The organism is Caulobacter sp. 73W, assembly GCF_041021955.1.
Lineage (GTDB): Bacteria > Pseudomonadota > Alphaproteobacteria > Caulobacterales > Caulobacteraceae > Caulobacter.
This window is the reverse complement of sequence record NZ_CP158375.1, coordinates 367,818-380,224: the sequence shown is the minus strand read 5'-3', so window position 1 is coordinate 380,224 and position 12,407 is coordinate 367,818. Positions and strand designations below refer to the sequence as shown.

At 69.0% G+C, this 12,407-nt stretch carries 12 protein-coding genes; 8 read left to right on the top strand and 4 right to left on the bottom strand.

All coding sequences use genetic code 11. From position 1 onward, the window contains the following. Nucleotides 1–39: 39 nt before the first annotated feature. Genes ABOZ73_RS01825 through ABOZ73_RS01815 form a run of 3 tightly spaced genes read left to right on the top strand, consistent with a single transcriptional unit; the run spans nucleotide 40 to nucleotide 2,141 of the window. Nucleotides 40–681 carry a DUF47 domain-containing protein gene (locus ABOZ73_RS01825; protein ID WP_369060237.1) on the top strand — a complete coding sequence of 214 codons (642 nt, stop codon included), beginning with the start codon at nucleotides 40–42 and terminating at the stop codon, nucleotides 679–681. Between the two features lie 15 nt (nucleotides 682–696). Further along, a complete protein-coding gene (locus ABOZ73_RS01820) occupies nucleotides 697–1,692 on the top strand; it encodes an anion permease (RefSeq protein WP_369060235.1) in 996 nt (331 codons plus the stop codon). Beyond that, nucleotides 1,689–2,141 (top strand): NUDIX hydrolase, encoded by a 453-nt coding sequence (locus tag ABOZ73_RS01815; protein WP_369060233.1) that lies wholly within the window; start codon nucleotides 1,689–1,691, stop codon nucleotides 2,139–2,141. Before ABOZ73_RS01820 ends, ABOZ73_RS01815 begins: the two co-directional genes overlap by 4 nt. Here the strand turns inward: ABOZ73_RS01815 and ABOZ73_RS01810 are convergent. Next, nucleotides 2,138–2,473 carry a hypothetical protein gene (locus ABOZ73_RS01810; RefSeq protein ID WP_369060231.1) on the bottom strand — a complete coding sequence of 112 codons (336 nt, stop codon included), beginning with the start codon at nucleotides 2,471–2,473 and terminating at the stop codon, nucleotides 2,138–2,140. The two genes, ABOZ73_RS01815 and ABOZ73_RS01810, sit on opposite strands and share 4 nt — an antisense overlap. 80 nt (nucleotides 2,474–2,553) lie before the next feature. On the opposite strand from ABOZ73_RS01810, the gene ABOZ73_RS01805 reads away from it, so the two are divergent. Then, entirely contained in the window at nucleotides 2,554–3,534 is a 981-nt protein-coding gene (locus tag ABOZ73_RS01805) for a helix-turn-helix transcriptional regulator (RefSeq protein WP_369060229.1), read from the top strand. Here the strand turns inward: ABOZ73_RS01805 and ABOZ73_RS01800 are convergent. After that, nucleotides 3,531–4,556 carry a DNA topoisomerase IB gene (locus tag ABOZ73_RS01800; RefSeq protein WP_369060227.1) on the bottom strand — a complete coding sequence of 342 codons (1,026 nt, stop codon included), beginning with the start codon at nucleotides 4,554–4,556 and terminating at the stop codon, nucleotides 3,531–3,533. The two genes, ABOZ73_RS01805 and ABOZ73_RS01800, sit on opposite strands and share 4 nt — an antisense overlap. A gap of 66 nt (nucleotides 4,557–4,622) precedes the next feature. Between ABOZ73_RS01800 and rlmJ the strand changes: the two genes are divergently transcribed. The 3 genes from rlmJ to ABOZ73_RS01785 all read left to right on the top strand — a co-directional run bounded on the left by rlmJ (nucleotide 4,623) and on the right by ABOZ73_RS01785 (nucleotide 7,250). Next, on the top strand, nucleotides 4,623–5,447 hold the full coding sequence (rlmJ, locus tag ABOZ73_RS01795) for a 23S rRNA (adenine(2030)-N(6))-methyltransferase RlmJ (RefSeq protein WP_369060225.1): 825 nt from the start codon (nucleotides 4,623–4,625) through the stop codon (nucleotides 5,445–5,447). Nucleotides 5,448–5,539: 92 nt separating this feature from the next. Then, nucleotides 5,540–6,121, top strand: coding sequence for a helix-hairpin-helix domain-containing protein (locus tag ABOZ73_RS01790; RefSeq protein WP_369060223.1), 582 nt, complete (start codon nucleotides 5,540–5,542; stop codon nucleotides 6,119–6,121). Nucleotides 6,122–6,815: 694 nt separating this feature from the next. Continuing rightward, nucleotides 6,816–7,250, top strand: coding sequence for a DUF4112 domain-containing protein (locus tag ABOZ73_RS01785; protein ID WP_369060221.1), 435 nt, complete (start codon nucleotides 6,816–6,818; stop codon nucleotides 7,248–7,250). Here ABOZ73_RS01785 and scpA read toward each other — a convergent pair. Next, complete coding sequence (gene scpA / locus ABOZ73_RS01780) at nucleotides 7,198–9,366, bottom strand: methylmalonyl-CoA mutase (RefSeq protein WP_369060219.1); 2,169 nt, start codon at nucleotides 9,364–9,366, stop codon at nucleotides 7,198–7,200. The two genes, ABOZ73_RS01785 and scpA, sit on opposite strands and share 53 nt — an antisense overlap. A gap of 4 nt (nucleotides 9,367–9,370) precedes the next feature. Beyond that, nucleotides 9,371–11,191, bottom strand: a complete 1,821-nt coding sequence (locus ABOZ73_RS01775) for a methylmalonyl-CoA mutase family protein (protein ID WP_369060217.1) — start codon at nucleotides 11,189–11,191, stop codon at nucleotides 9,371–9,373. A 139-nt stretch (nucleotides 11,192–11,330) separates the two neighbouring features. Here ABOZ73_RS01775 and ABOZ73_RS01770 point away from each other — a divergent pair, with 139 nt between their 5' ends. After that, the gene (locus ABOZ73_RS01770) at nucleotides 11,331–12,338 is read left to right on the top strand and encodes an NAD(P)H-dependent flavin oxidoreductase (protein ID WP_369060216.1); all 1,008 of its coding nucleotides are present in this window, start codon (nucleotides 11,331–11,333) and stop codon (nucleotides 12,336–12,338) included. Nucleotides 12,339–12,407 lie beyond the last annotated feature (69 nt).

Genomic DNA, 12,407 nt, shown 5'->3' with positions numbered 1-12,407 from the left:
CCTTTATGACAGGTATGTGACACCTGCGAGGGCGGACCGATGATCAAGATGTTCCAGGCGCTGATGCCCAAGGAAGAGCGCTTCTTCGACCTCTTCGACCGGCACGCCCAGACCCTGGCGCTCGGGGCCCGCGCCCTGCGTGAGCTGCTGGACGGCGGTCCGGGCCTGGAAGCTGCCTGCGCCCGGGTCATACAGCACGAGAACGAGGCCGACGACGTGGCCCGTGAAGTGATGCTGGCCGTACGCCGCACCTTCATCACCCCCTTTGACCGCAGCGACATCAAGGGCCTGACAGCCTCGCTGGATGACGCCATCGACCAGATGCAGAAGACGGCCAAGACCATCGCCCTGTTCGAGGTGAAGACCTTCGAGCCGAAGATGCGCGAGATGGCCGACCTGATCATCGACGCCGCCGACCGCACCGTGGCCGGCGTGGCCCTGCTGTCGAAGATGCGCGAGAACAGCAGCGCCCTGAACGCCTTCGCCGAGGCGGTGATCCAGCTGGAAGAGAAGGGCGACACCCTGCACGACGAGGGGCTGAAGGCCCTGTTCCTGGCCAACCAGGACCAGGCGATGAACTTCATCGTCGGCCGCGAGATCTATAGCCACCTGGAGAAGGTGCTCGACCGGTTCGAGGACGTGGCCAACCGCGTCAGCGGCATCCTGATCGAACACCTCTAGTCGGGGCACGCCGCCGTGGAGCTGCTTCCCTTCGTCATCGTGCTGATCGGCATTGCGCTGCTGTTCGACTTCCTGAACGGCCTGCACGACGCCGCCAATTCCATCGCCACCATCGTGGCGACGCGCGTCCTGCCGCCCAACTGGGCGGTGTTCTGGGCGGCGTTCTTCAACTTCATCGCCTTCATGGTGTTCGGCCTGCACGTGGCCAACACGGTGGGCACGGGGATCATCTCGCCGGACCTGATCGACAACCGGGTGATCTTCGGAGCCCTGATGGGCGCCATCTCCTGGAACGTCATCACCTGGATGCTGGGCATCCCGTCCTCGAGCTCCCACGCCCTCATCGGGGGCCTGCTGGGCGCGGGAATCAGCAAGGCTGGATTCTCGGCCGTGGTGCTGAAAGGCGTGCTGAAGACGACCTTCGCCATCGTTCTGTCGCCGACCGTTGGTTTTCTGCTCGCCCTCGTCCTGGTCCTGATCGTTTCCTGGGCCTTCCTGAAAACTTCTCCTGCACGGGCGGACGGAATCTCGCGCAAGCTGCAGTTCGTGTCCGCTTCGCTCTATTCGCTGGGGCATGGCGGCAATGACGCGCAGAAGACCATGGGGATCATCGCAGTACTCATGTACTCGAACGGCATGATGCAAGGGGGCTTTCACGTCCCGTTCTGGGTGGTGATCACCTGCCAAAGCATGATGGCGCTCGGCACGCTCATGGGCGGCTGGAAGATCGTCCACACCATGGGCTCCAAGATCACGCGCCTGTCCCCGATGCAGGGTTTCTGCGCCGAGACGGGCGGGGCGATCACCCTGTTCGGGGCGACCTACCTGGGCATCCCGGTCTCCACGACCCACACCATCACGGGCGCTATCGTCGGGGTGGGCGCCGCGCGCCGCGTGTCGGCCGTGCGATGGAACGTGGCCAAGAGCATCGTCACCGCCTGGGTGATCACCATGCCTGCGGCCGGCGCCATCGGCGCGGCCTTCTATTTCCTGTCCGGCCTGTTCGCATGATCAAGCAGCAGATGATGATCGACGCCGACGGCCAGGAGGTCGGCCAGCAGTATGCCGCCCTGCCGTTCCGGGATCGGGAGGGGCTGGAGATCCTGCTGATCACCTCCCGCGAGACACAGCGCTGGGTCATCCCCAAGGGCTGGCCGATGGAGCGCAAGACCGCCGCCGGAGCCGCGGCCACCGAAGCCTGGGAAGAGGCGGGCGTTAAGGGCGAAGTTACCGAGACCGCCATCGGCGCATATCGCTATGACAAGGTGCTGAAGAAGGGCGAGAGCCTGCGCTGCCGGGTGGACGTTTTCCCGCTGCGCGTGCTGGTTCAGACCATCTCTTGGCCCGAAAGCGACCAGCGGACCCTGAAGTGGTTCAAGCCGAGCGAGGCGGCGGACGCCGTGGCCGAGCCGGAGCTGGCCGAACTGATCCGCGCCTTCACGCCGCCGGCCAGGTTCTAGGCCGCGCGGAGCTGGGCCGGCTCTTCGTCGAACAGGTCGAAATAGGCTTCCCAGGGTTCCGGCTGGCTGCGGCGCAGCTGGGCGTCGTCGATGACGCGGACCACCTGGCCCTCGCGCTCATTCCAGACGACCGTGATGTCGGCCACCCGGGCGACGCCGCCGCCGAGGGCCTGCATCACATCGGCCTGAGCCAGGCGCTCGGGGCTGATGCGCAGCTTGGTGCGGTTGGGGCCGGCCGGTTCGGCCACGTCGGCGAAGGCCAGAACCGCGCTGATCATGTCCGAGGACAGGGGCGAGGTGGTGAAGGGGCGGAAGGCGAAGAGGGCGGTCATCGGCGGCGATCCAGCTCTGCGGTGTTGCTGAGAATGAATTTGAATGGGCGCTGCGACAAAATCGGTCGTATGGTGTGAGCATGCGTCACGACAAGGCAGCTCTACTTCTCGACCTCGCGCGCCGGCTTGCAGGATCCGCCGAGGGTTTGACCCTGGACGAGATGGCCGAGGGCCTGGGCGTCGGCCGCCGGACCGCGGAGCGGATGCGCGACGCGGTCTGGGCCGTGTTCCCGCAGATGGAGGCGGTGGACGATCCGCCGACCAAGCGCTTCCGCATCCCCTCCGGCCTCGACAGCCTGTTTCAGGCCCCGACGGCGGACGAGATGGTCGCCCTGCGCACCGCAGCCGATTCGCTGAAGGTCAGCGGCGGCACGGCGCGGGCCGAGGCCCTGTACAGCCTGGAGCGCAAGCTGCTGGCCGCCATGCGCGCCCAGGCTCGCCGTCGGCTGGCTCCCGACATGGAGGCCCTGGTCCAGGCCGAGACCATCGCCGTCCACGCGGGCGCGCGCCCCATGGAGGACGCCGCCGTGCTGACCGCCATCCGCACGGCGATCACCGGCCTGACCGCGCTGCGCTTCAAGTACGACGGCGGGTCCAAGCCGGGCCGGGAGCGGGAGGTGACCCCGTTCGGCGTCATGTTCGGCCGCAGCAACTATCTGGTGGCGGGGGAGGGCAAGTCGCCCGAGCCGCGCACCTGGCGCCTGGACAAGATCCGCGATGTCGAGGTCATGCCTTGGCACGCCGCCCCGCCGGAAGGGTTTTCGCTACAAGCCTTCGCCGACCAGAGCTTCGGCATCTACCAGGGGGCGGTGGAGGACGTGGTTCTTCATATCACGCCGCAAGGCGCCGAGGATGCCTTGCGCTGGCGCTTCCACGCCAACCAGTCGGTGGAGCCGCAGGCCGACGGCTCGGTGATCGTCTCCTTCCGGGCCAGCGGGATGCTGGAGCTGGCCTGGCACCTGTTCACCTGGCAGGACAAGGTCCGGGTCATCTCGCCGCCTTCGCTGAAGACCATGCTGGTGCAGGAGCTGGAGAAGGCCCTGGCCGCGCACCGGACCTAGGTCGCGTCGAGCAGTTTCAACAGCTTCAGCTCCCGGTCGCGGCGCTGGCCGATGGGGCGGATTTCCAGGTCGCCGCGCTCGAAGGCGTCGAACACGGCAGGGTGGATGTAGCACTTGCGGCAGACGGCGGCCGTGTTGCCCAGGATGCCGGCCACGGCCTTCACGCAGGTGTTCAGGGTGCTCTTCGCCTGGGTCTTGTTCTCGGGCTGCGGCTGCATCGACAGGGCCTCGGCCATGGCCAGGGTGCCGGCCCAGGTGCGGAAGTCCTTGGCGGTGAAGTCCTCACCCATGGCGTCGCGCAGATAGGCGTTCACGTCGGCGGACTCGATGGGCCGGCGCTGGCCGTCGTCGTCGAGGTACTGAAACAGTCGCTGCCCCGGCAGGTCCTGGCAGACGCGGACAATGCGGGCCAGGCGACGGTCCTGGAAGCCGGTCTTGTGAGCGACGCCGCTCTTGCCCCTGAATTCGAAGATGGCGCCGGTTCCGGTCAGCTTCACATGCCGGTTGCGCATGGTCGTCAGGCCGAAGCTCTTGTTGGTCTTGGCGTATTCGTCGTTGCCGACACGAATCAGGGTCTGCTCCAACAGGCTGACCACGGCCGCCAGGACCTTTTCGCGGGGCAGGCCGCGCTTGGCCAGATCCTCTTCCAGGCGCCGACGGAGTTTGGGCAGGGCGCGGCCGAAGGCGGCGGTGCGGCCGTACTTGTGGTCGTCGCGGATGGCGCGCCAGTCGGCGTGGTAGCGGTATTGCTTGCGGCCCTTGGCGTCGCGGCCCACGGCCTGGATATGGCCGTCAGCGATCGGGGAGATCCAGACGTCGGTCCAGGCGGGTGGGATGGCCAGCTTGTCGATACGGTCGACCACGGCCAGGTCCTTGATCGCCTTGCCGTCGGCGTCCCGGTAGCTGAAGCCCTTGGCGGTCTTCACCCGGCTGAAGCCGGGATCGCCGTCATTGACGTAGGTGAGGCCCGCCGCGGTCGCGAATTCCTCCGGGCAAGTCGGCGTCTTGGTTTTGCGAGGCAAGCGGGCGTCCCTTCGCCGCCGGAACGTGGTAGGCGAGGGGACAGTTCCGCTTCCGAGATCGCCGCCTTGAACTACCGCCACGCCTTCCACGCCGGCAACTTCGCCGACCTCGTCAAGCACGGGGTGCTGACCGCCCTGATGGACGTGCTGACGCGCGACGGCGGGCCGCTGACCGTGATCGACACCCATTCCGGCGCAGGCGCCTATGACCTGACCGGCGAGATGTCGCGACGCTCCGGCGAGGCGGCGGCGGGGATCTTCCGCCTGATGGCGGCGAGCGACAGTCCGCCGGCCTTTCAGCCACTGAAGAACGCGGTGGCGGCCATGAACCGGGGCGGGGAGGTAGTGCTCTATCCCGGCTCGCCCCTGCTGGTCGCCCAGGCCCTGCGCAAGGCGGACCGCTATTTCGCCTGCGAGCTGCGCGAGGATGATTGCGAGACCTTGCGCGGGACATTGGAGCCGTTCGCCAACGCCGAGGCGCTGAACACCGACGGCTATGCGGCGGCGGTGGAGCGCCTTCCAGCCAAAGGGCGGGCCTTCGTCCTGATCGACCCGCCGTTCGAGCGCGGCGACGACTACGCCCAGATCGCCCGCGCGGTCGGGGCGGTGCGGCGCAAGAACCCCGAGGCGGCGACGGCGGTGTGGGTCCCGCTGAAGGACCTGGAGACCCTGGACCGTTTCCTGCGCGAGATGGAGGACGCCGCCGACGCCAGCCTGCTGGTGGCGGAGTCCCGGCTGCGGCCGTTGAACAATCCGATGAAGATGAACGGCTGCGCCATGGTCATGCTGGGCGCGCCGGAGGCCGTGACGGAACCGGCGACGGCGATCTGTCGCTGGGTGGCCGAGCGGCTGGGCGATGCGGGCGGCGAGGCGCGGGTCTGGCGGACCTGAGGTCGCGAAACTGTCACCGCTTGGCGCCTTTTCGCGCCTGCTAACTGTGTTACGCTGCGCTGCAACATGTCGGGGTCTTTGGAGATCGGACAATGGCCAGCGAGTTTCCCAAGCTTTCCTATGACGCCGAGCGCGCCCTGCATTTTCCGCTGGGCCTGGCGTCACCCCTTTGGCTGACCTTCGGGGGCGCGGCTGCGGCCGGAGCCGCCTGGTGGTGGATGACCCGATGGACGCAGGTCTCCAGCCTGTCGGCCGCTCTGGAGCCGACCAATCTGGAAGCCGCGCTCGCGCCGCAACCGGCGGCGACCGAGGTCGTGGCGGAGACGGTCGAGGAGGCGACGCTGCAGCTGGGCGACGTCGCCGTGGAGACGGGGGCTCCGGCGCCCGTGGTCGAGGCGGTGGTCGAACCCGTGATCGAGGCGGCCTCCGAAACGGTCGAGGCCGCGACGGAGATCGCGACCGAGGCGGCGGACGACTTCACCCGCCTGGTCGGTGTCGGGCCCCGTCTGGCCCAGGCCCTGGTGGATCGCGGCGTGCGCAACTTCGCCGAGATCGCCGCCTGGACCGAAGAAGACCTGGCCGCCGTTGACCGCGACCTGGACCTGAAGGGCCGCGCGGTGCGCGACGCCTGGGTGGCGCAGGCCAAGCGGTTCGCCGAGGTGGTCGAGGGGTAGCGCTTCTCCTTCCCCCTTGATGGGGGAAGGGCAGGGATGGGGGTGGAAGCGGTGCAGTATGTGGCGCGGCCGAGCTGAAGCCCGCCGACGCTGTCACCCTCACCCTCGGTCCCTCTCCCATCGAGGGAGAGGGAGGCGTGATTCATCGTCCCCACGGGAAAGCCCCGAAAGGTTGGAAGGGCGGCGGAGCGGCCAGACCTGCGTCAGGCGATGGGACTTTGGAGTGCCAGGTTCGACGCAGGTCGTTCCGCTCCGCGCGATCGTGTCTGGGGGCTCCTCGAGAGGACTTACAAATCTCCGAGCAAAGGCCCTGACGGGCGGGCCTCCTCCAGCGAGGAGGTCCCGGACCGCGTGGACGCCGGGGTTCCAGGCCTGCGACATCCGACGGGGCCGTGAGGCGCGCCGCCGAAGCGCTTCCCGCTCGACCGCATCCCCGCCACAGCCGGCGCTGGCCGAGCGCCCTTCCGTGCAGCGGAGACGGGGAGAGATTACGGGAGGTGTGGGAGGAGCGGATAAGTCTTCCCCTCTCCCCACTCGTGGGGAGAGGGTTGGGTGAGGGGCCTGCGGCGATTCCGCTTGCAGCGCCTTGCCCCTTGAAGCTCAGCGCCCCCTCACCCTTACCCTCTCCCCCAGAGGGGGCGAGGGGATGCTGTTGCGCTGTGGAGCTTCGTCCTGCGATCCGCGTTCCTTCAGCATGAGCACAGAGCGCGCGCATCAGGCCTGGCGGCAGGCGGAGACGATCAAGCGGTTGTCCGACCGCGTGGTCGGGGTCGGACCGATCGGGATCGGGCTGGACGGGGTGATCGCGTGGATCCCCGGGGCCAACGCCGTCTACAGCCTGGGCGCGGGCGGGCTGCTGCTGGCCCATGCCGTGCGCTCGCAGGCGGGCGGGGCGACCATCGCGCGAATGGCGGCCTATCTGGCGGCGGATACGGCCAGTTCCGGCGTGCCGATCATCGGCTGGGCGGTGGACACCCTGTTCCCGGGCCACCTGATGGCGGCGCGCGCCCTGCAGAAGGATATCGAGGCGCGCCACGGCAAGCCGGCGGACGCGGCCACGACGAAGCGCTGGCCATTCAGCCGGCGGGCGAAGTCACCTCCGGCTGCTCATAGCCCAGCTGGCGGTTGAGCTGCTCCAGCAGCTCCACGGCGGCTTCGGCCACCACGGTGCCCGGCGGGAAGATGGCGGCGGCGCCGGCGTCGCGCAGGGCCTGGAAGTCCTGGGGCGGGATCACCCCGCCCACCACCACGATGATGTCGTCGCGGCCCAGGCGGGCGAGCTCCTTCTTGAGCTCCGGCACCAGGGTCAGATGACCGGCGGCGAGGGAGCTGGCGCCCACGACCTGGACGTCGTTCTCGACCGCGTCCTTGGCGGCCTCGGCCGGGGTCTGGAACAGCGGGCCGATCTCGACCTCGAAGCCGAAGTCGGAGAAGGCGGTGGCGACCACCTTCTGGCCCCGGTCGTGACCGTCCTGCCCCATCTTGGCGACCATGATGCGGGGCTTGGCGCCGTGGGCCTCCTCGAAGGCGCGCGCCATGCCGCGGGCGCGCTGGGCGACGGGGTCGTTTCCGGCCTCGCGCATGAAGACGCCCTCGATAGCCTTGATCTGGGCGCGGTGGCGGCCGAACACATTTTCCAGCGCCGAGCTGATCTCGCCCACCGTGGCCTTGGCGCGAGCGGCGTCCACCGCCAGGGCCAGCAGGTTGCCGTCGCCCCGCGCCCCGTCCTCCAGCGCCTTCAGCGCGGCCTCTAGCGCGCGGGGGTCACGTTCGGCCTTCAGGCGGGCCAGCTTTTCGAGCTGCTGGTTGCGGACGGCGGTGTTGTCGACCTTCAGGACGGGGATGTCGTCCTCGACCTCCGGCTTGTAGCGGTTGACGCCGACCACGGTCTGGCGGCCGCTGTCAATGCGGGCCTGGGTCTTGGCGGCGGCTTCCTCGATGCGCAGCTTGGGCAGACCCTGGTCGATGGCCTTGGCCATGCCGCCCAGGGCCTCGACCTCCTCGATGTGCTGGAGGGCGCGGGCGGCGAGGTCGTGGGTTAGACGCTCGACATAGTAGCTGCCGCCCCAGGGGTCGGCGACGCGGGTCGTGCCGCTCTCCATCTGCAGGAACAGCTGGGTGTTGCGGGCGATGCGGGCGGAGAAGTCCGTGGGCAGGGCCAGGGCCTCGTCCAGGCTGTTGGTGTGCAGGCTCTGGGTCTGGCCGTTCACGGCGGCCATGGCCTCGACGCAGGTGCGCGGAACGTTGTTGAACACGTCCTGCGCGGCCAGGGACCAGCCGGAGGTCTGGCTGTGGGTGCGCAGGGACAGGCTGCGCGGGTCCTTGGGATTGAACTCGCGCTTCACCAGGCGTGCCCAGAGCAGGCGGGCCGCCCGCATCTTCGCCACTTCCATGAAGTAGTTCATGCCGATGGCCCAGAAGAACGACAGGCGCGGGGCGAACTGGTCCACGTCCATGCCGGCGGCGACGCCGGCGCGGATGTACTCGATGCCGTCGGCCAGGGTGTAGGCCAGTTCCAGGTCGGCGGAGGCGCCGGCCTCCTGCATGTGATAGCCGCTGATCGAGATCGAGTTGAACTTCGGCATTTCGCGCGAAGTGTATGAAAAGATGTCGGAAATGATCCGCATCGAGGGCGCGGGCGGATAGATGTAGGTGTTCCGCACCATGAACTCTTTGAGGATGTCGTTCTGGATCGTGCCGCTCAGCTTGGCGGCGGGCACGCCCTGTTCCTCGGCGGCGACAATGTAGAGCGCTAGGATCGGCAGGACGGCGCCGTTCATGGTCATGGACACGCTCATCTTGTCGAGCGGGATGCCGCTGAACAGGGTGCGCATGTCGAGGATGGAGTCGATGGCCACGCCCGCCATGCCGACGTCGCCCGGAACCCGCTCGTGGTCGGAGTCGTAGCCCCGGTGCGTGGCCAGATCGAAGGCCACCGACAGGCCCATCTGACCGGCCGCCAGGTTGCGGCGATAGAAGGCGTTCAATTCCTCAGCCGTGGAGAAGCCGGCGTACTGCCGGATGGTCCACGGGTTGGTCACGTACATGGTCGGGTAGGGGCCGCGGCCGAAGGGGGCGAGGCCGGGATAGCCGGACAGGAAGTCCAGCCCCGCCACGTCGCCGGCGGTGTAGGCGGGTTTGACCTGGACGCCCTCGGGCGTGGTCCAGGCGTCGCCGGACGCGGAGGGCGCGGCGGTCTGGCCGGCGGTCCAGGGCAGGGTGGCGAAGTCGGGGAACTGGCTCATGGGATCAGGCTCCCGTCATGGTCAGGGCGCGGTCGAGGACCGCCACGGCGTCCATGCCGGCGAAGACGAACTCGTCGACCCCCTCGGCCTTCAGTTCGCGCTCCAGGTCGCCGGGCTTGCCGGCCAGATAGAGATGCTTGACCCCCGCGGCCTTGAGCGTGCGGGCGGCGCGGCCGGCTTCCTCGGCGTAGCGGTCGTCGGAGGAGCAGAGGATGGCGAGAGAGGCCTTGGCCGGGGCGTATTCCTCCACCGTGCCGACCTCGGCGGCGACCCCGCCGGCGGCGAACAGGTTGCGGGCGAAGGTCAGGCGGGCGGTGTAGTCGGTGGGCGCGCCGATAGTCGCCAGGAAGATCGTCGGCTGGCCGGCGGCGGCGCGGCCGCGCAGGGCCTCGAACGGTTCTGACAGGCGCATGGGCGCCAGGGGGCGGCAGCGGCTGTCGGGGCCGGGCATGCGGGGGTCCGGCTGCTCGGCGGCGGGCTTGGGCTGGACGGCTTCGGTCTCGACCGGGGTCTCGGCGATGTTGGGGAACTCGGACGCGCCGACCAGACCGTCCGTGCGGCTGACCACGGCGGCGAGGCGGGCGGCGCGGGCCGTGTCGGTGGCGTCCTGGATCGTCCCGGCTTCAAGGGCGGCGATGATCCCGCCGGCCTGCTCGATGGCCTGGAACGCGGACCAGGCGGCCTGGGCCAGCTGGTCGGTGAGAGTGTCGAGATACCAGCTGCCGCCGGCCGGATCGGCGACGCGGCCCAGGGCGCTTTCCTCCATCAGGACCAGCTGGGTGTTGCGGGCCTGGCGGCGGGCGAAGGCGGTGGGCGGGCCGGCGGCGTCGGTGAAGCAGCCGATGCGCACCGCGTCGGCCCCGCCAGCTGCGCCCGCGAAGCCGGCGGCGGTGAGGCGCAGCAGATTGGTCCACGGATCCAGGGTGCTGAGCATGCGCCGGGAGGAGCGGGCCTCGATCCGGGGCGGCAGGCCGTCGACGCCGCAGGCCGAGGTCAGGCGGGCCCACAGGGCCTTGGCGGCGCGAACCTTGGCGACGCCGGTGAAGTATTCGCCATCCAGGCTGACACCCAGGGTGATCCGGGCGAAGGCCTTGTCCATGGGCAGGCCCGCGCGGACCAGGGCCTTGGCGTAGGCGACGGCGGAGGCGGCCATCACGCCCAGTTCCTGGGCGTCGGCGCCGCCGGCTTCGTGCACGGCGCGGCCGTTGGCGAGGAACAGCTCGGCCTTGGGATAGGTCTGGGAAAGGCGGGCGGCGACGGTGGCGGCGCTGACGAGATGGCTCTCGATCGGGCCGGGGCTGACCCCGGTCTGCGCCCAGGCGGTGAGCGGGTCGAGGTGGAAGGCCAGGGGCGCGGCGGGGGCGTTCTTGCCTAGAGGGGCGAGCCAGTCGGCGGCCTTGGGGCCGAGGAAACCCGCCTCCAGCGCCACGGGGGCCATGTCCACATAGACGCCGTCCAGCGCGCGGGCGAGATCGGCGGCGGAGCCGACGGCGATGCCGTCCTGGCCCGTGGGATCGAGCTTGAGGGTGACGGAGACGGCGCCGTTCTCCAGGTCCTTCAGCGCCTCGGCGTTGGCGCGGGCGGGATCGGGGTGAGCGACAGCCATGCGGATGTCCCACGGCCCCTCGGCGTCGCGGGGACGCAGGTCGCGGACGACATCGGGGGCGTCGGTATAGAGCGGCTGGATCGACAGGCCGTCATAGGTGCGGCGCACGAGCCGTTTGTCGAAATCGGCTCCCTTCAGCGTCTTCTCGACCAAGGCCATCCACTCGGCTTGGGAGGGCGGGGTGAAATCGTCCGCCAGCTTGAGGATTTCGTCAGCCAACCTGCGTGCTCCCGCCTGCTACGAAGCATTTTTCTTCGGTCATGCGCCCCCGCCGCAAGGTCAGTCAAGCGGTGCTTGCGCGCTTGGAACAGACGTTTTACTTACATCGTACATTCATAAGTCTTCGGGAGAGACGACCATGGCCCTGCCGCCCATCCTGCGTGACCGCCTGCGCCTGCCGATCATCTGCTCGCCGATGTTCATCGTCTCCGGGCCGGAGCTGGTGCTGGCCCAGTGCAAGGCGGGGGTGGTGGGTTCGTTCCCCTCTCTCAACGCGCGGCCGATCTCGCAGCTGGACGAATGGCTGCACCAGATCACCGAGGAACTGGCGGCCTATGACAAGGCCAATCCCGACGCGCCGAGCGCGCCGTTCGCGGTGAACCAGATCGTCCACAAGTCCAACTCCCGCCTGGAGGAGGATGTGGAGCTGTGCGTGAAGCACAAGGTTCCGGTGATCATCACCTCGCTGGGCGCGCGCGAGGACCTGAACCACGCCATCCACTCCTACGGCGGCATCACCCTGCACGACGTGATCAACAACCGCTTCGCCCACAAGGCGATCGAGAAGGGGGCCGACGGCCTGATCCCGGTGGCCACAGGCGCGGGCGGCCATGCCGGCACCCTGTCGCCCTTCGCCCTGATCCAGGAGATCCGTGAGTGGTTCGACGGGCCGATCGCCCTGTCGGGCGCCATCGCCCACGGTCGCTCGATCCTGGCGGCCCAGGCCATGGGCGCGGACCTTGGCTATGTCGGCTCGGCCTTCATCGCCACGAAGGAGGCCAATGCGGTCGAGGGCTACAAGCAGATGATCGTCGAGAGCAGCGCCGACGACATCCTTTACTCCAACCTGTTCACCGGGGTTCACGGCAACTACCTGGCGCCGTCGGTCGTCGCGGCGGGCCTGGACCCGGCCAACCTGCCGGTCAGCGACCCGTCGGCCATGAACTTCGGCTCGGGCGGCAACTCGGCCAAGAAGGCGTGGAAGGACATCTGGGGCGCGGGCCAGGGCATCGGCTCGGTCAAGGACGTCCCCTCGGCCGGCGAGTTCATCGCCCGCCTGTCCGCCGAGTACGAGGCGGCCAAGGCCGATCTGGCCGCCAAGACCGCCCTGACCGGCGGGCGCAGTCTGACGCTCGCCGCAGAGTAGGGGCGGGGATAACTTCGCCGTCGTCCGCCCCCGCCGGGGCGGCGTGATGCTGGGCGTCTTTTCCGGAAT

Coding starts and splice junctions, on each gene's coding strand:
- ABOZ73_RS01770 (WP_369060216.1), top strand. CDS start 11,331: ATGGCCCTGCCGCCCATCCTGCGTGACCGCCTGCGCCTGCCGATCATC.
- scpA (WP_369060219.1), bottom strand. CDS start 9,366: ATGAGCCAGTTCCCCGACTTCGCCACCCTGCCCTGGACCGCCGGCCAG.
- ABOZ73_RS01805 (WP_369060229.1), top strand. CDS start 2,554: ATGCGTCACGACAAGGCAGCTCTACTTCTCGACCTCGCGCGCCGGCTT.
- ABOZ73_RS01785 (WP_369060221.1), top strand. CDS start 6,816: ATGAGCACAGAGCGCGCGCATCAGGCCTGGCGGCAGGCGGAGACGATC.
- ABOZ73_RS01810 (WP_369060231.1), bottom strand. CDS start 2,473: ATGACCGCCCTCTTCGCCTTCCGCCCCTTCACCACCTCGCCCCTGTCC.
- ABOZ73_RS01790 (WP_369060223.1), top strand. CDS start 5,540: ATGGCCAGCGAGTTTCCCAAGCTTTCCTATGACGCCGAGCGCGCCCTG.
- ABOZ73_RS01825 (WP_369060237.1), top strand. CDS start 40: ATGATCAAGATGTTCCAGGCGCTGATGCCCAAGGAAGAGCGCTTCTTC.
- ABOZ73_RS01815 (WP_369060233.1), top strand. CDS start 1,689: ATGATCAAGCAGCAGATGATGATCGACGCCGACGGCCAGGAGGTCGGC.